Genomic DNA, 16,221 nt, shown 5'->3' with positions numbered 1-16,221 from the left:
ACACCGCCGCTGAGACCTTCCCGGCATCCCGTCGGCGTCCTGTCCGGGCAGACCCGACGGATGAGGGCCGTCTGTGTCCGGGCAGTCTCTGCCTCTATCGAGGGGTGACCAGCTCGGCCCGGCGCGCGATGAAGTAGTCGACGATCGGGGTGGGTGCTCGCCCGGTGAGCCGTTCCACCGCGTGGGTCGTGATGTCGAACCAGCCGTTGCGCTTGATGATGCCCGAGGCGCTCCAGGCGTGGGCGAATTGCTCGGTGATCCCCTGTTCGACGAGCCGCTGGGGCTGCTTGTCGTCGCTGACCTCCTCGTGCCGTACGCGGCGGCCGGTGGCCTCGGTCAGCGCGGCGGCGATGTCGGCGTCGGTCACTGCTTGCGGCCCGGTGACCTCGACCACCTCTCCCAGGCTGCCGCCGTCGGCCAGTACGGCGGCGGCCACCGAGGCACTGTCGTCGCGCGTGAGATGACCGACCCGTCCGCTTCCCGCATTGCTGGGAAGGACTCCGGTGGCCACGGCTCGGCCGGCCACCCCGACCAGGGTCAGCATCTCCACCCATACGTTGAAGCGCAGCACCGTGAACGGCACCCCGGATTCCGCCAGCAGCCGCTCCGTGGCCCCGTAGTCGGGAACGAGGGGACTGGGATGGCCCGGTTCGGCGGCGCGGGTGAGCGAGGTGAAGACGATATGGCCGGCCCCGGCCTTCGCCGCGGCGTCGATGGCCCGGGCGTGCTTGGGCAGCCGGTCGCCGGTCCCGATACTGACGATCAGCAGCCGTTCCGCACCGTCCAGGGACCGGACCAGTGAATCCGGTTCGTCGAAGTCGGCGTGGCGGGAACGGACCCCCAGATCGCCGATCGCGTCCGGGGTTCGCGACAGCGCGAGGACGCGGGAAGCGTCGATGCGCTGTACGAGGTGTTGAACGGTCCGCCGACCCAGGTTCCCCGATGCCCCGCTCACCATGATCATGAAGCTCTCCTCTGTCTGCGCCGTGTGCGTAACCTGATGATTGGCGACCCACGTTGCTCCCGGAAGAAGGCACATTGATGTCACCTCCCCATGAGATGCCGGAAGTTGAGCCCGCTGCCGGAGTCACTTCGCCGGTCACCGTCGCCGATCATCAGTACTGTCCGGCAACGGCGCTGCTGTCCCGGATCGGGGACAAATGGAGCCCGCTGCTGCTGTCACTGCTGTCGCGACGCAGCTACGGCTTCAACGAACTCGACCGCTCCGTCGAGGGCCTCAGCCGTCGCATGCTGGTACGCACCCTGCGCTCGCTGGAACGTGACGGGCTCATCAGCCGGACGGTCCACCCGAGCGTGCCCCCAAGGACCGAATACGCCCTCACCGACCTCGGCCGTTCACTCCAGGAGCCGCTGTTCGCACTCGGCCGGTGGGCGGTCACCCACGAGATCGAACTACTGGCTGCCCGCGCCCGGTTCGAAGCGGCACCGTGAAGGAGGGAGAGACCCACAGCACCTGCCCGGTCACGACCTGCCCGTTTACGCTGTGGCGGCGTGCATGAGCGAGTAGTCGTCACCGACCTGGTCGCACCAGGCGGTTTCGTTCGAACCGTCCGCCTCGCCTGATCCGGACGACACGTCCTAGCGGTGGGCGGCGCGATTCATCTCGACGACGTCCTCCAAAGTGGCCGCGGCCGGGAGGGCGGCGAAGCGTTCCGGCACGCTGTCGCGGATGCGCGCGTCCTTGGCGCGGTCGGCCGCGGCCAGGGCCGCCGGCAGCTCGTCGAGGGTCAGCTCGGTGCAGTAGGCGGGGCTGTTCGGCTGCTGGCGCCAGGATTCGGCCAGCGTGCCGGCGTCGTAGGGGTCGAAGCCGGTGTCGTCCACGAGCTGCATCGCCACCCGCCGCGCCTCCTCGGAGTCGCCGGCGACGGGGATGGCGAGGCGGCCGGGCGTTCCGGCCGGAACGCCCCGGGTCTGCTGGGTTCCGGCCAGGGCTGCGTTCCACGCCTTGACCACGGGGCGGCCGAGCAGCTCGGCGGTGTACATGCTCTCCACCTGGCCGTTGTCCACCGCCTCGATCGGCTCGCTGAGCATGCCGGGGTAGTAGTTCGAGGTGTCGATGACCACCGTCTCCTCGGGCACCGACGCGAACAGGTCCGCCAACTGGCCCGCCACCCCGAACGGGATCGACAGGACGATGACGTCCCGGCCCTGTACGGCGTCGGCGAGCTCCGCCGCGCGGGCACCGGATTCCAGCACCTCGGCCCGAACGACCGCACGGCCGCGGGCGTCGGCCACCTGGACGTCGTGACCGGCCGTGCTGAGCTTGGCAGCGAGGTTCCCGCCGATGGCGCCAGCGCCTATCACGGTAATTTTCATGATTTGTCCTTTGGGTGGTTGCACTGCCCCTGAGGGCAGCGGGATGTGATGGCCGGGTGGCGATGCCACTCGGTGTTGCGGGGGCCGGGTTGGGGGGGCTTGCGGCTACGCCCGGGTGTTCCGCTCTCGGTAGCCGCTGGCGATGAGCGTGCGGAGCCGGTCGAGCGGCTCCTCCTCCATGCCGGTGCCCTTGATCCAGGCAACGGAACAGGCCGCGAGGAACAGGTCGTGCCCCCGCACCGACGCGCGCACGTGCCCCGCGCCCTGCGCCGCTTCCACGTACTGATCGGTGGCGGTAATGAGGATGTCGCAGGGGATCGTGAGCGGGTTGTCCGGCTCCTGGGCCCTGGCCGCAGCCATGAGCGGTTCCGGCAGCCCGCTGAAGGCGCTGAAGTAGTCCTCCATCGCCCGCAGCCACTGCTCCAGCGCCTCGGCGGGGTCGTCGAGCTGCTCGATGCCCGCCTGGCGGGCCACCAACTCCTCGGAGCGGGTCTGCAGCACGGCCGCCAGGAGCGCCTCCCGGGTGGGGAAGTGCCGGTACAGGGTGCCGGGCCCGACGCCCGCCTCCTTGGCCACCGCCTCCAGGGACGTGCCGACCCCATGCTGCAGGAAGTGACGCTGCGCGGTCTCCAGGAGGGCGGCGCGGTTGCGCTGCACGTCCGCGCGGGGCTTGCGTCCCCGCTGTTCACCGGCGCTCATACGCCCTCCTGTCTGCCTCGACCCTGCGGCCGCATCAAAACGGATGCTGCCTCCGCATGTATCCGAGAGTAAAACGGAGGCAGCATCCGGTCAAATCGTCGGCTTGGCCGCGGAGCCCGGACAGGACAGGGCTCGTCATGGCTGGCCGCAGAGCGCAGGGCAGGAGCCGTGCGGAACCGGGTGGGCGCGGTGCGCGCACTGCCGGTCCTGGCGGCTTCCGGCGTCACCGGCGGGCTGGATGCGCAGGCTCCCCAAGATCGATCTCAGATCTATGCCATTTCCTCGGCGGAACGATGAGTCTGCGGCTGAGCCACCGGGCACCAGGACTGCAAACGAGCTCGGATCGCGCACCGATGAGTTTCCCGCGCCGCGCCGGTCTGTACGCGTGAGACCGACTTACGGAAGGCTGGCGCCATGCGGAAACTGATCTACGGCATGAACCTGACTCTGGACGGCTACACCGCCGCGCCCGGCGACGACATCGGCTGGAGCGTGCCGAGCGACGAGCTGTTCCAGTTCTGGTCCGACCGGTTGCAGGCGACCGACCTGTCGCTGTACGGGCGCAAGCTGTGGCAGACGATGAGCTCCTACTGGCCGACCGGCGACCAGCAGCCCAACGCCACCCCGGCGGAGATCGAGTTCGCGCGCCGCTGGCGGGACATGGCGAAGGTGGTGTTCTCCTCGACGACCGACAAGGTCGACTGGAACACCCGCCTGGTCACCGGCGACGCGGTCGCCGAGATCACCCGGCTCAAGGCCGAGGACGGCGGCCCGATGGACATCGGCGGCGCGACGCTCGCCGGGGCGGCCATGCGGGCCGGGCTGATCGACGAGTACGTGCTGGCCACCGCGCCGGTCCTGGTGGGCGGCGGCACGCCGTTCTTCACCGCGCTGGACAACTGGGTGAACCTGAACCTGGTGGAGACGCGGACGTTTCCCTGCGGCGTGATCCTGACCAGGTACGAGACGAGGCGCTGAGCGCCCGTCCGGGAGCCCTGGGCCGTAGGCTCCGCGGGTGACACCGGAGGAGCCGGCTCGGTTGCGCCGCGCACGCGCCCAGCCCACAGGCGAGAGCCCGTGAAGCCGAGGTGCCGGCGGTGCTTCCCCCGACGCGCCGGACCGGAATCCCCGCCACCCGAAAGGGTGAAAGCTCCGACCGGAGTGTCCCGTCGCTGCCTGGAAAGTCGGGTGCGGGGTGTCGTGGCGCCGGGAGATCAGGTGCGGAGCAGGTCGGCCGAGACCGCCCACAGGCGCTCGGCGATGGCGGGATCGAGCGCCCATTCCTTGACGCCGTGCGGGTGTTGCGCGAGGTCGGCATCGTTCGGCACGGTGTAGGCCTCCTGCGAGTCGTCGAGGTAGTGGCCTCCGGAGTGGGCGAACTGCGGGGTGACGGCCGCGACCATGGTGGTGGCGGCTCCCTGCTGGACCGTTTTGTACGTGAAGACTCCGGCGGCCTCGGCTGCATCGAGCGACTGCTTCTGCTGCGCGGTGAAGTTCCGTTGCAGACCCGTCGCGACGCCGCCAGGATTCACCGCGTTGGCGACGATGCCGTCGGACGCCCACAGACGGGTCGCTTCAACGGCGAACAGGGAGTTCGCCGTCTTCGACTGGGCGTAGGCGATCTGCGGGTCGTAGCTGCGCCGCTCGAAGTGGAGGTCGTCGAAGGCGATGCCGGAACGCATGTGCGCCGTCGAACTGACCGAGACGATCCGTGCCCCGTCGCGGTCGGACGCTCCGAGGGTCAGGGCGCGGTGCAGGCCGATGGCGAGTGCGAGGTGACCCAGATGGTTTGTCGCGAACTGCAACTCCCAGCCCTCACGGGTGCGTTCGAGGCCACCGGTGACCACGCCCGCGTTGTTGACCAGCAGGTGAAGTGGGTCGCTCCACGCGTCGACGAACGACGTGACGGTGGCCCTGTCGGCAAGGTCCAGACGGACGACTCGGGGGCGGATCCCTCCGCTCGATCTCTCGATCGATCCTGCGACGGCGTCCCCCGCAGCCGTGTTCCGCACGGCGAGCGTCACCTGTGCCCCAGCTGCGGTCAACGCGCGAGCCGTCTCGATTCCGATCCCGGAGGAAGCTCCCGTCACGATCGCGCGGATGCCGGTGAGGTCAACGCTCCGTGCCACCTCGTCCGCGGTGCTGGAGGCGGTGAAGGACGTGGAGAGAGGTGTGCGAGCCGTCATGCAACGGAACTATACATATTAGACTGAACTTGTATAGTCAGTCTCGTTCTCTTATGCTCACCTCATGAGCAGCTCCGAGGCCGGCCCCCTGTCGCCGCCAACCACCGATACCGACCGTCGGACCGCGGTTCTGGATTCCGCTCTCGCGACGTTCGCTCGATTCGGCTACGGGAAGACCTCGATGGAGGAAGTGGCGCGGGCGGCGCGCATCTCCCGCCCCGGGCTCTACTTCCTCTTCTCCTCGAAGGAGGCTCTGTTCCGTGCCGCCGCGACCCAGGCCCTGGAACGTGACATCGCAGTGGTCGAAGACGTCCTGGCCGATGCCGACCGTCCTCTTCCGGAGCGCCTCGTCCAAGCCTTCGACCAATGGGCGGGCCGCTACGTCGGCCCGCTGGCACGCGATGTCGCTGCGGTCATGGCGGACAACCCCGACCTCCTCGGAGAGATCGCACGGACCGCTCCACGGCGTTTCGAGGAATTGATCACGGGTGCGATCGCCGCCGAGTCAGGACAGGAGACGGCCGCCCCCGTCGCGCAGACGATGATCAGCGCATCGATCGGCCTCAAGCACCAGGTCGCAACGCGGGAGTCCTACCTCGAGCGCCTGAAGGTCGCCATCGAGCTCCTGGTGCACTGAAGGCGCGCGGTGTGCCGATTGTGCCCGGAGTCGGCACCTGCGCCGCTCGCTGTCGGTCATCATGGTCTGCCAGTACGCGGTGACGGCGCGGGAGTCCCGGGCTTCGGTCAGGGGCGCCGTAGGGTCGATGTGCAGCCCGCCCGGGGCGGTGACGCCGGGGTAGTACGCGTACCGCGCGCCGGCTGTCATCGTGCGGCGCGTCTCGATGGTCCGCTCCACCGCAGGGGCGCAAGCCGGCCGTTCCGGCCGTTCCTGCGCTCTTTGTTGCCATCTCCACGTATCCGGGCTGCCGCCGCTGTCCGCGCTCGCTACTTCTGAATCCAGGGGTGCACGTGCGAAGGAGGGGCTCATGGTTCTGTCGATCAATGTTGCGGTTCTCCTGGCGGTCGTCATCGTCGTCCGGCTCCGGCGCCGTACAGAGGCGCGGAAGCGTACCGATGAACAGCTGACCGTTCTCATCGTGCTGGTCTTCGGCGTACTGGTCGCCCCGACAGCTTTTGGGCAGTGGGTCACCGATATGGCCGGGCAGCTTGCCGCAGGTATCAACGACACCGGCCGCTGACGTCCCCCGGCCGCTGTCCGGGATGGGGAACATTCGCGAACGCGTGCTGGTTGGAAGGAATGTGGTTGTGGAGGGGACAGTGTCCCCGGGCCTCACCTATTGCCCATGAGGACGATCGTTCGGCTGAAGCCTCATGGAGCCTTTCGCCGCGTAGGCGACCGCCCTCCACGACCACACTCTTCACGGCCGCTGCCCGGGACTTCGTTCCCGGGCAGCGGCCGTTTGCGTACTGCTGCGCAGCTGGACGTCGGCTGTGCAACACGTCGTAGCGGTGGACGGCCGGATCGGGGCCGCCCGCGTCGCGGTTGACCACCAGCAGCGACTCGGAGTGGTCGGGCAGCCCGGAGAAGGCCTGCTTGCGGCGGAGCCTGCGCTTCCACCGGCAGGTCCGGGCGATCCAGCCCAGCGAGGCGCCGAGACCCGCCGCGATCACCCCGGGACGGTGTTGCGCACGTCGTCAGTCATGGGCGCGCATGGTGGCGGTCACACGCCTCGGTGTTCGAGAGGGGCCTGACGCGGCCGTGCCGGGGAAGTTACGCTGCGCGGACGGTCGTTCACTGGAGGTACGGATGGGGCGCTCGGTCGCGCGGAGGTTTGCTGTGCCGGCGGTATTGGCCGCCATGGTGTCGGTGGGAGCGGCGCCGCCCTCCTCGGGGGGCGCCGCAGGCGGCTCGGGACCGGCGGAGAAGGCTCCGGTCGCCGTCGGATACGGCGGGGCCGTCGCGAGCGTCGACGCCCACGCCTCGGCCGCCGGGGTGGAGATCCTGCGCAAGGGCGGCAACGCGGTCGACGCGGCCGTCGCCACGGCGGCCGCCCTCGGCGTCACCGAGCCCTATTCGTCGGGCATCGGCGGAGGCGGCTACTTCGTCTACTACGACGCGAAGTCCCGTACGGTGCGGACGATCGACGGGCGCGAGACGGCGCCCCTGACGGCCGACGAGGGGCTCTTCCTGGAGGACGGCCGGCCGATCCCGTTCGCCGACGCGGTGACCAGCGGGCTCGGTGTGGGCACGCCCGGCACGCCCGCCACCTGGCGGACGGCGCTGGACAGCTGGGGCAGCAAGGGGCTCGGGTCGCTGCTGAAGCCCGCAGAGCGGCTCGCGCGGGACGGGTTCACCGTCGACGCCACGTTCCGCTCGCAGACCGAGGCCAACGAGGCGCGGTTCAGGAACTTCCCGGACACGGCCGAACTGTTCCTGCCGGGCGGTTCGCTGCCGGTGGTCGGCTCGACGTTCAAGAACCCCGACCTGGCGCGTACGTACCAGGAGCTGGGCCGCAAGGGCGTGGGGACGCTCTACCGGGGCGGCCTCGCCCAGGACATCGTGGACACGGTCAACGAGCCGCCGGTGGCGCCGGGATCGGGCTACGACGCCCGCCCGGGCGACCTCTCGCTGAAGGACCTCGCGGCGTACCGGGCCAAGCGGCAGGCGCCCACGAAGACCTCGTACCGCGGTCTGGGCGTCTACTCCATCGCGCCCTCCTCCTCCGGCGGCACGACCGTCGGCGAGGCCCTCAACATCCTGGAGAACACCGACCTCTCGAAGGCCACCGACGTCCAGTACCTGCACCGGTACATCGAGGCCAGCCGGATCGCGTTCGCGGACCGGGGGCGCTGGGTGGGCGACCCCGCCTTCGAGGACGTACCGGCGAAGGAACTGCTGTCGCAGGAGTTCGCCGACTCGCGCGCGTGCCTGATCAAGGACGACGCGGTGCTCACGAGTCCGCTGGCGCCGGGCGACCCGCGTCGTCCGGCCGCCTGCGCGACCGGCGGCACGGCCGCGCCGACGACGTACGAGGGCGAGAACACGACCCATCTGACGGTGGCCGACAAGTGGGGCAACGTCGTCGCCTACACCCTCACCATCGAGCAGACCGGCGGCAGCGGGATCACCGTCCCGGGCCGCGGGTTCATCCTCAACAACGAGCTGACCGACTTCTCCTTCGCGCCGGCCGATCCGGCCGTGCACGACCCGAACCTGCCCGGACCGGGCAAGCGGCCGCGCTCGTCGATCTCGCCGACGATCGTGCTGGACCGGCACGCGAAGCCGGTGGTGGCGCTGGGGTCGCCCGGTGGCGCGACCATCGTCACGACGGTCCTGCAGACGCTGACGGGGTTCCTCGACCGCGGGCTGCCGCTCGTGGACGCGATCGCCGCTCCGCGGGCCAGCCAGCGCAACCAGACGACCACGGAACTCGAACCGGGGCTGTGGGGCAGCCCGGTGCGGGCGCGGCTGGAAGCCCTCGGGCACGGGTTCCGGCAGAATCCGGAGATCGGCGCGGCGACGGGGGTCCAGCGGCTGCCGGACGGGAAGTGGCTGGCGGCCGCGGAGACCGTGCGGCGCGGCGGAGGGTCGGCGATGGTGGTGCGGCCGGCGCGGTAGCCGGCCTGCCGCGCGGTCTCCCGCGCCCCGGCAGGGCCCGGCCCGGGCGTGTCGCGGCGCGGGGTGAGGCGCGGGGTGACGGCGCGGGGTGACGGCCGTACTCCGCGGCCGGGGCGAAAAGTCGGCGTAGCGCTTCCGTAACACGGATGGTGTTTTCTACCGGATTGGAGTATTCCGGTCCGGCATGGGGTGAACGCAATGGCAGTGGAACAACTCCCCGGACAGGTACGGGAGTTCGCGCAGTACTTCGGTGGCCTGCTGTCCCGGCTCGACCAGGGCGGCGGCTGGTGCGGTGTGTTCTGGCAGCGCGACCCCGACGGGATGCGGGCCTGTCTGGACGGGGCGGAGGTGCCGCCCTGGGACGTCGTGCAGGCCGTCCTGCAGGACCTGGCCGCCGCGCACGGTGACCGGGCCGCGGCCCAGGAGTCCGAGCGGGCCCGCGCGCTGCACGGGGCGTCCCTCGCCGCGTACGACGCGCGGCCCGGCGGCCGGGACGCCCTCGGCGACCGCCTCGACGTCATGCTGCGGGAACAGCGGTACGCCGCCGAGCGGCTCGCGGAGCTGGGGCGCGCACTCCCGGCGGCCGCCACCCGGGCCGAGACCGACGCGCTCGGCCTGGACCTGGCCTGGGCCCGCGACGACCACGACCGCGCGACGGCCCGCTGCGCGGAACTGCGTACCCGCATGGACGAACTGGACCGGCGCACGGTCGGCGGACACGCGCAGGAGACCCTGGCGATCCCGTCGGCCGTCGACGGCGGCGGTGCGGTATGGATCGACGGGCCGGAGGAGGACCGTGCTCCGGAGAAGGGCCGTGCCGCTGACGAGGCCGCCGGGTCCGGCGGGGACGGGGCCGTCGCGGCGGCCGCCTCGCGCAGGGGCGTCCAGCGGTCGGCGTCCGGCGCGGACGACTGGCCGGACCTCCGGGGCGGCGGCATGGCGGACCGGGCCGCACACCGGGATTCCGCCCCGGCCTCCGAGCCGCTCCCGGCTCCCGACACGGCTCCGGTGTCCGGCTCCGGCCCGGCGTTCGGCTCCGGCTCTGGCCCGGTGTCCGGCTCCCGCCCGGCGTTCGGCACCGGCTCGGCGTTCGGTACCGGCCAGGTGTCCGGCTCCGGCTCGGCGTTCGGTACCGGCCCGGCTTCCGGTACCGGCCCGCTGTCCGGTGCTGGGTCCGGGGTCGGCCCCGGTCCCGGACACAGCACGGGCTCCGGACCTGGCCCCGGCACGGGACCTGGCCCCGGCCCCGGAACGGGCCCCGTCGGCGCAGGACCCGCCTCCGACATGGATTCCGTCTTCGACAGGGGCCGCGCCTTCGACGCGGGCATGGCCCCGTACGGCGGACCCGCTCCCTACGCCGCCGCCCCGCACGCCCCCGCCCCGCCCGAGTTCGCCGCCCCTCACCCGGAGGAGGAGTCTGCCGGTGCGGCCGTCCCCGCCGCTCCCAAGCAGCGCTCGCGGCGCCGTCTCCGAGGGGGTGCCCGCGGCAGTGCCCGGTTCGCCGGTGCGGCGGATGCGGTGGCGGACCCGGAAGAGGGCGCCGGCGACCCCGCGGGCCCCGCTCCCGTGGCGCAGCCCGCCGCGCGCACCCCGCGGGGAGCGCGGTTCGCCGGGGGCGCCGAGGAGGGCGGGCAGGCGAAACCGCGGCGTGAGGCGCTGGACGACGAGGCGCGGCGCACCACGGTCGAGACCGTCGCGGAGCTGGTCCGGCTGCGCGGCGAGGGCCGTACCGGCGAGGCGCACGCGGTGCTGGTCGAAGCCGCGTACTGGCCCGCGGCCCGCCTCCCGCTGCTCGCCGCCGAACTGCACCGCGCCGGTCTCGGCGCCGACTGGGCCACCCTCCTGTGGGAGGCGGTCTCGCTGCCCGCCGACCGGCTGGTCGCCGCGGCCGACGCGCTGGTCGCCGCCGGCCGCACGGCGGACGGGGAGCAGATGCTGCGCCAGGGCGTGGCCCGCCCGGCCCCGGAGATCGGCGAGGCCGTCCTGGGGCTGGTCCGGGCGGGCCGGCACCGCGAGGTCCGTGCCCTGGTCGACGCGTATGTCCGCATCCGCGCCCCCGAGGAAGCCGTCCGCAGCATCGACGCCGATCCGCAGCTCCTCGCCCCGCTCCTCCTGGCGGCGGCCCGCGACGTCTCGGAGCAGCGGCACTGGGACCTGGTCCACGCCTTGCGCGTGGCCGGACACACGGCCTGACGCCCGGTCTGACGCCCGGCCGGACACACGGTCTGACGCCCGTCTGACGTCCAGTCCGACGGCCGGCCGGGCCCGGCGGCCCGGCGTCCGGCCCCGGCGAGGAGCGGGGCGCCTCGGGGCCCCGCCCCGCTCACCCACAGGGGTGTGAAACATGATCGACTCCGCCGGTTAACGGCGATGGTCTTGTCCAGCGCTGCGGCGAGGCTTACTTTCAGGGCTCCACGCCTCGTGTCTACGTGCGTAGAGGCTCTCTGACGTCACGTCGAAGGAGCAGCTCATGGCCAACGTCGTACGCGCCGCTCTGGTCCAGGCCACCTGGACCGGCGACACCGCATCCATGGTCGCCAAACACGAGGAGCACGCCCGCGAGGCGGCCCGTCAGGGTGCGAAGATCATCGGATTCCAGGAAGTCTTCAACGCCCCCTACTTCTGCCAGGTGCAGGAGCCGGAGCACTACCGCTGGGCGGAACCCGTACCGGACGGCCCGACCGTCACCCGGATGCAAGAACTGGCCCGCGAGACCGGCATGGTCGTCGTGGTCCCGGTGTTCGAGGTCGAGCAGTCCGGCTTCTACTTCAACACCGCCGCGGTCGTCGACGCCGACGGCACGTACCTCGGCAAGTACCGCAAGCACCACATCCCGCAGGTCAAGGGCTTCTGGGAGAAGTACTACTTCAAACCGGGCAACCTCGGCTGGCCCGTCTTCGACACCGCGGTCGGCAAGGTCGGCGTCTACATCTGCTACGACCGGCACTTCCCGGAGGGCTGGCGCCAGCTCGGCCTGAACGGCGCCCAGCTCGTCTACAACCCGTCGGCGACCTCCCGGGGCCTGTCCGCCCACCTGTGGCAGCTGGAGCAGCCGGCCGCCGCCGTCGCCAACGAGTACTTCATCGCCGCGATCAACCGGGTCGGCGAGGAGGAGTACGGGGACAACGACTTCTACGGGACGTCGTACTTCGTCGACCCGCGGGGCCAGTTCGTCGGCGAGCCCGCGAGCGACAAGAGCGAGGAACTCGTCGTCCGCGACCTCGACCTCGACCTGATCGAGGAGGTCCGGCAGCAGTGGGCGTTCTACCGGGACCGCCGCCCCGACGCGTACGAAGGACTGGTGCAGCCGTGACGACAGACACGTCCGGGAACTCTTCCCAGGGCTCGGTCCGCGGTCCCGACAAGGACCTGCTGCGGCGCCACCGGGCCGTCCTGCCCGACTGGCTCGCCCTCTACTACGGCGAGCCCCTCGAACTCACCCACGGCGAGGGCCGCCACGTGTGGGACGCCGACGGCACCAAGTACCTCGACTTCTTCGGCGGCATCCTCACCACGATGACCGCGCACGCCCTGCCCGAGGTGACGAAGGCCGTCAGCGAGCAGGCCGGCCGGATCAACCACTCCTCCACGCTGTACCTCAACCGGCCGATGGTCGACCTGGCCGAACGGATCGCCGAGCTGTCGGGCATCCCGGACGCGCGCGTCTTCTTCACGACCTCGGGCACCGAGGCCAACGACACCGCGCTGCTGCTGGCCACCGCGTACCGCCGCAGCAACCAGATCCTGGCGATGCGCAACAGCTACCACGGCCGCTCGTTCAGCGCGGTCGGCATCACCGGCAACAAGGGCTGGTCGCCGACCAGCCTGTCCCCCCTCCAGACGCTGTACGTGCACGGCGGCGTCCGCACCCGCGGCCCGTACGCCGATCTCGATGACACCGAGTTCGTCGCGGCCTGTGTCGCCGACCTGGAGGACCTGCTCGGCCACGTCCGCGCGCCCGCGGCCCTCATCGCCGAACCCATCCAGGGCGTCGGCGGCTTCACCTCCCCGCCGGACGGCCTGTACGCGGCGTTCCGTGAGGTACTCGCCGAGCGCGGCATCCTGTGGATCACCGACGAGGTGCAGACCGGGTGGGGCCGGACCGGCGACCACTTCTGGGGCTGGCAGGCACACGGACAGAGCGGCCCGCCCGACATCCTGACCTTCGCCAAGGGCATCGGCAACGGCATGTCCATCGGCGGGGTCGTCGCGCGCGCCGAGATCATGAACTGCCTCGACTCGAACTCCATCTCGACCTTCGGCGGCACCCAGGTCACCATGGCCGCGGGCCTCGCCAACCTCACGTACCTCCTGGAACACGACCTCCAGGGCAACGCCCGCAGGGTCGGCGGGCTGCTCCTCGAACGGCTGCGGGCCGTCGCCGCGCAGATTCCGGGCGTACGGGAGGTCCGGGGCCGCGGACTCATGATCGGCGTCGAGCTGGTGAAGCCCGGCACCGACCTGGCCGACCCGGACGCGGCCGCCGCCGTGCTCGAAGCGGCGCGTGAGGAGGGCCTGTTGATCGGCAAGGGCGGCGGCCACAGCACCAGCGTCCTGCGCATCGCCCCGCCCCTGTCGCTCACCGTCGCGGAGGCCGAGGAGGGCGCCGCGATGCTGGAGCGCGCCCTGCGGAGCGCCCGGTCCTGAGGAGGAGCCGGTTGCGGGGAGCCCGAGGCGGTGACCGGCGTGCGGCTCGGCGGCGGCGGGCCGGAGGCGTACGGCCCCGACGGCTTCCTGAGCGCCCGAAGGGGCGCGGGGAACTGCGCGACCGGCCGCACCCGGCCCGCACGGTGCCGTCCGCCCTCCGCCGGGGCGCCCCGTGAGGACGGACCCGGGGGTGCCCGCCCCGTCAGGACAGACAAGGAGACGAACCATGAGCAGCCGTACAGTCATCCGCGGTGGTCTGGTGATCACCGCGTCGGACGAACTCCACGCGGACGTCCTCATCGAGGACGGCCGCATCGCGGCCCTGGCGGCCACCGGCACCCCCGCCGCCGCGGCCTGGACGGCCGAGCGGACCATCGACGCGAGCGGCAAGTACGTGATCCCGGGCGGCGTCGACGCCCACACCCACATGGAACTGCCCTTCGGCGGCACCTTCGCCTCCGACACCTTCGAGACCGGCACCCGCGCCGCCGCCTGGGGCGGCACGACCACGATCATCGACTTCGCGGTCCAGAGCGTCGGCTGCTCCCTGCGCGAGGGACTCGACACCTGGCACGCCAAGGCCGACGGCAGGTGCGCCGTCGACTACGGCTTCCACATGATCGTCTCCGACGTCAACCAGGACACCCTCAAGGAGATGGACCTGCTGGTCGAGGAGGGCGTCACCTCCTTCAAGCAGTTCATGGCCTACCCCGGCGTCTTCTACAGCGACGACGGCCAGATCCTGCGCGCCATGCAGCGCTCCGCCGAGAACGGCGGCCTGATCATGATGCACGCCGAGAACGGCATCGCGATCGACGTGCTGGTGGAGCAGGCGCTCGCGCGCGGCGAGACCGATCCCCGCCACCACGGTGAGGTCCGCAAGGCGCTGCTGGAGGCCGAGGCCACCCACCGCGCCATCAAGCTGGCCCAGGTGGCCGGCGCCCCGCTGTACGTCGTGCACGTCTCGGCGACGCAGGCCGTCGCCGAGCTGGCCCGGGCCCGCGACGAGGGCCTGAACGTGTTCGGCGAGACCTGTCCGCAGTACCTGTTCCTGTCGACGGACAACCTCGCGGAACCGGACTTCGAGGGCGCGAAGTACGTGTGCTCGACACCGCTGCGGCCCAGGGAGCACCAGGCCGCCCTGTGGCGGGGCCTGCGCACGAACGACCTCCAGGTCGTCTCCACCGACCACTGCCCCTTCTGCTTCGTGGGCCAGAAGGAGCTCGGCCGGGGCGACTTCTCGAAGATCCCCAACGGCCTGCCGGGCGTCGAGAACCGGATGGACCTGCTGCACCAGGCCGTGGTCGACGGGCACCTCTCGCGCCGCCGCTGGATCGAGATCGCCTGCGCCACCCCGGCCAGGATGTTCGGCCTGTACCCGAAGAAGGGCACGATCGCGCCGGGCGCCGACGCGGACGTCGTCATCTACGACCCGCACGCCGAGCAGGTCATGTCCGCCGAGACCCACCACATGAACGTCGACTACTCGGCGTACGAGGGCAGGCGCACCACCGGCCGCGTCGAGACGGTCCTGTCGCGCGGCGAACCCGTCATCACCGAGCGGGAGTTCACCGGCCGCGCCGGGCACGGCACCTACACCCCCCGCTCCACCTGTCAGTACCTCCTCTGACTGTCAGTACCTTCTCTGAGCGACCAGGAGTGGCGCCCATGGACTTCGGACTCGTCCTGCAGACCGACCCACCCGCCTCCCGCGTCATCAGCCTGATGAAGCGGGCCGAGCGCAACGGCTTCACGTACGGCTGGACCTTCGACTCCGCCGTGCTCTGGCAGGAACCCTTCGTGATCTACAGCCAGATCCTCGCCAACACCACGACGTTGAAGGTCGGCCCGATGGTGACGAACCCGGGCACCCGCGCCTGGGAGGTCACCGCCTCGACCTTCGCCACGCTCAACGACATGTTCGGCAACCGCACGGTCTGCGGCATCGGACGCGGCGACTCGGCGATGCGGGTGGCCGGCCGCAAGCCCAACACCCTCGCGCGGATCAGCGAGGCCATGAAGGTGATCCGCGCCCTCGGCCGGGGCGAGGAGGCCGACCTCGGCGGCACGGTGGTCAAGTTCCCGTGGGTCGGACCGGGCGCCGAACTCCCCGTCTGGATGGCCGCGTACGGGCCCAAGGCCCTGAGGATGACCGGTGAGGAGGCCGACGGGTTCATCCTCCAGCTCGCCGACCCGTACCTCACCGAGTACATGGTCGAGACGGTGCGGACCGCGGCGGTCGGAGCGGGACGCGACCCGGCCGAGATCACGATCTGTGTGGCCGCGCCCGCCTACGTCACCGAGGACGACTCGCCCGCGGCGCTCGCCCACGCGCGCGAGCAGTGCCGCTGGTTCGGCGGCATGGTCGGCAACCACGTCGCCGACCTCGTCGCCAGGTACGGCGAGCACTCCGCGGCCGTCCCGGAGGAACTCACCGACTACATCAAGTCCCGCGAGGGCTACGACTACTCCCACCACGGCCGCAGCGGAAACCCGGACACGCGGTTCGTGCCCGACGAGATCGTCGACCGGTTCTGCCTGATCGGCACCGCCGAGCAGCACATCGCGAAACTGAACGCCCTGCGCGCGCTGGGCGTCGACCAGTTCGCCCTGTACGACATGCATGACGCGCAGGAAGCGGTCATCGAGGCGTACGGGGCGGACATCATCCCCGCCGTCAACGGCTGACGGCGGTCATCCCCGCCGTCAACGGCTGACGGCCGTCATGCCTGCCGTCGACCGTCGACGGCGGTCCCCGGGCCGTCCCCTTCC

General features: G+C 71.3%; 14 protein-coding genes and 1 pseudogene. 10 read left to right on the top strand and 5 right to left on the bottom strand.

The genetic code is table 11. The features are described 5' to 3' along the window. Nucleotides 1-94 precede the first annotated feature (94 nt). Nucleotides 95-964, bottom strand: coding sequence for an NAD(P)H-binding protein (locus QFZ75_RS08040; RefSeq protein WP_307535053.1), 870 nt, complete (start codon nt 962-964; stop codon nt 95-97). A 95-nt stretch (nt 965-1,059) separates the two neighbouring features. On the opposite strand from QFZ75_RS08040, the gene QFZ75_RS08035 reads away from it, so the two are divergent. After that, nucleotides 1,060-1,452: a helix-turn-helix domain-containing protein gene (locus QFZ75_RS08035; protein WP_307535051.1), complete on the top strand. Its 393-nt coding sequence runs from the start codon at nt 1,060-1,062 to the stop codon at nt 1,450-1,452. Between the two features lie 147 nt (nt 1,453-1,599). Here QFZ75_RS08035 and QFZ75_RS08030 read toward each other — a convergent pair whose 3' ends face one another. Together QFZ75_RS08030 and QFZ75_RS08025 are read right to left on the bottom strand one after the other, a co-directional pair. After that, complete coding sequence (locus QFZ75_RS08030) at nt 1,600-2,337, bottom strand: NADPH-dependent F420 reductase (protein ID WP_307535050.1); 738 nt, start codon at nt 2,335-2,337, stop codon at nt 1,600-1,602. A gap of 105 nt (nt 2,338-2,442) precedes the next feature. Continuing rightward, on the bottom strand, nt 2,443-3,036 hold the full coding sequence (locus tag QFZ75_RS08025; protein WP_307535048.1) for a TetR/AcrR family transcriptional regulator: 594 nt from the start codon (nt 3,034-3,036) through the stop codon (nt 2,443-2,445). 414 nt (nt 3,037-3,450) lie between these two features. Between QFZ75_RS08025 and QFZ75_RS08020 the strand changes: the two genes are divergently transcribed. Continuing rightward, on the top strand, nt 3,451-4,014 hold the full coding sequence (locus QFZ75_RS08020; RefSeq protein ID WP_307535046.1) for a dihydrofolate reductase family protein: 564 nt from the start codon (nt 3,451-3,453) through the stop codon (nt 4,012-4,014). Nucleotides 4,015-4,250: 236 nt separating this feature from the next. Here QFZ75_RS08020 and QFZ75_RS08015 read toward each other — a convergent pair whose 3' ends face one another. Continuing rightward, a complete protein-coding gene (locus tag QFZ75_RS08015) occupies nt 4,251-5,222 on the bottom strand; it encodes an SDR family NAD(P)-dependent oxidoreductase (RefSeq protein ID WP_307535044.1) in 972 nt (323 codons plus the stop codon). A 64-nt stretch (nt 5,223-5,286) separates the two neighbouring features. Between QFZ75_RS08015 and QFZ75_RS08010 the strand changes: the two genes are divergently transcribed. Further along, a complete protein-coding gene (locus QFZ75_RS08010) occupies nt 5,287-5,859 on the top strand; it encodes a TetR/AcrR family transcriptional regulator (RefSeq protein ID WP_307535042.1) in 573 nt (190 codons plus the stop codon). Nucleotides 5,860-6,208: 349 nt separating this feature from the next. Then, entirely contained in the window at nt 6,209-6,421 is a 213-nt protein-coding gene (locus tag QFZ75_RS08005) for a hypothetical protein (RefSeq protein ID WP_307535040.1), read from the top strand. A gap of 259 nt (nt 6,422-6,680) precedes the next feature. Here the strand turns inward: QFZ75_RS08005 and QFZ75_RS08000 are convergent. Then, nucleotides 6,681-6,886 (bottom strand): annotated as a pseudogene (locus QFZ75_RS08000) (hypothetical protein); the annotation flags it as partial. Nucleotides 6,887-6,990: 104 nt separating this feature from the next. Here QFZ75_RS08000 and ggt point away from each other — a divergent pair. The 6 genes from ggt (at nt 6,991) to QFZ75_RS07970 (ending at nt 16,137) form a co-directional block, all read left to right on the top strand. Further along, nucleotides 6,991-8,802, top strand: coding sequence for a gamma-glutamyltransferase (gene ggt, locus QFZ75_RS07995; RefSeq protein WP_307535037.1), 1,812 nt, complete (start codon nt 6,991-6,993; stop codon nt 8,800-8,802). A gap of 198 nt (nt 8,803-9,000) precedes the next feature. Further along, on the top strand, nt 9,001-10,995 hold the full coding sequence (locus QFZ75_RS07990; protein WP_307535035.1) for a hypothetical protein: 1,995 nt from the start codon (nt 9,001-9,003) through the stop codon (nt 10,993-10,995). Nucleotides 10,996-11,272: 277 nt separating this feature from the next. Further along, nucleotides 11,273-12,115 carry a nitrilase-related carbon-nitrogen hydrolase gene (locus tag QFZ75_RS07985; RefSeq protein WP_307535033.1) on the top strand — a complete coding sequence of 281 codons (843 nt, stop codon included), beginning with the start codon at nt 11,273-11,275 and terminating at the stop codon, nt 12,113-12,115. Continuing rightward, complete coding sequence (locus QFZ75_RS07980) at nt 12,112-13,449, top strand: aspartate aminotransferase family protein (protein WP_373465824.1); 1,338 nt, start codon at nt 12,112-12,114, stop codon at nt 13,447-13,449. Before QFZ75_RS07985 ends, QFZ75_RS07980 begins: the two co-directional genes overlap by 4 nt. A 226-nt stretch (nt 13,450-13,675) precedes the next feature. After that, nucleotides 13,676-15,079, top strand: coding sequence for a dihydropyrimidinase (hydA, locus tag QFZ75_RS07975; protein WP_307535032.1), 1,404 nt, complete (start codon nt 13,676-13,678; stop codon nt 15,077-15,079). Between the two features lie 38 nt (nt 15,080-15,117). Then, entirely contained in the window at nt 15,118-16,137 is a 1,020-nt protein-coding gene (locus QFZ75_RS07970) for a TIGR03842 family LLM class F420-dependent oxidoreductase (protein WP_307535030.1), read from the top strand. Nucleotides 16,138-16,221 lie beyond the last annotated feature (84 nt).

This window comes from Streptomyces sp. V3I8 (genome assembly GCF_030817535.1).
Lineage (GTDB): Bacteria > Actinomycetota > Actinomycetes > Streptomycetales > Streptomycetaceae > Streptomyces.
This window is presented reverse-complemented; position numbering and strand designations above follow the sequence as displayed.